1 protein-coding gene is annotated in these 417 nt (G+C 63.5%); it reads right to left on the bottom strand.

What is annotated here, in order from left to right:
- On the bottom strand, positions 1 to 417 hold a 417-nt coding region (locus tag HLUSI_RS0112425; RefSeq protein WP_016834283.1), incomplete at both ends, for a tRNA dihydrouridine synthase.

The raw sequence follows: 417 nt of genomic DNA, 5'->3' as shown, positions 1-417 counted from the left end.
ACGTCCTTGCCCTGCAGCGTCGCCACCGCCTGGCGTCGGCGCCGGTCACCGTCAACACGTGTTTTGCGCGCTCGGGCGTGGTGATGTCGCCGTTGGCGACCACCGGGATCTTCACCGCCGCCTTGACGGCCGCAATCGTTTCGTACTCGGCTTCGCCGCTATAGCCGTCGGCGCGCGTGCGGCCGTGCAGCGTTAGCATGGCGATGCCGCTTTGTTCCGCCATGGCGGCGATAGCCAGGGCATTCTTGTTTTCCCGATTCCAGCCGGTGCGGAATTTCAGCGTCACCGGCACGTCGACGGCGTTCACCACTGCGTCGAGAATCCGGCCGACCAGCTTTTCGTTCTGCAACAGGGCCGAACCGCACCAGCTGTTGCATACCTTCTTGACCGGGCAACCCATGTTGATGTCGATGATCT

The sequence above is a fragment of the Herbaspirillum lusitanum P6-12 genome, from assembly GCF_000256565.1.
Taxonomy (GTDB): Bacteria; Pseudomonadota; Gammaproteobacteria; order Burkholderiales; family Burkholderiaceae_D; genus Herbaspirillum; species Herbaspirillum lusitanum.
The sequence above is the reverse complement of the archived record's forward strand: the minus strand, read 5'-3'. Positions and strand labels throughout refer to the sequence as shown.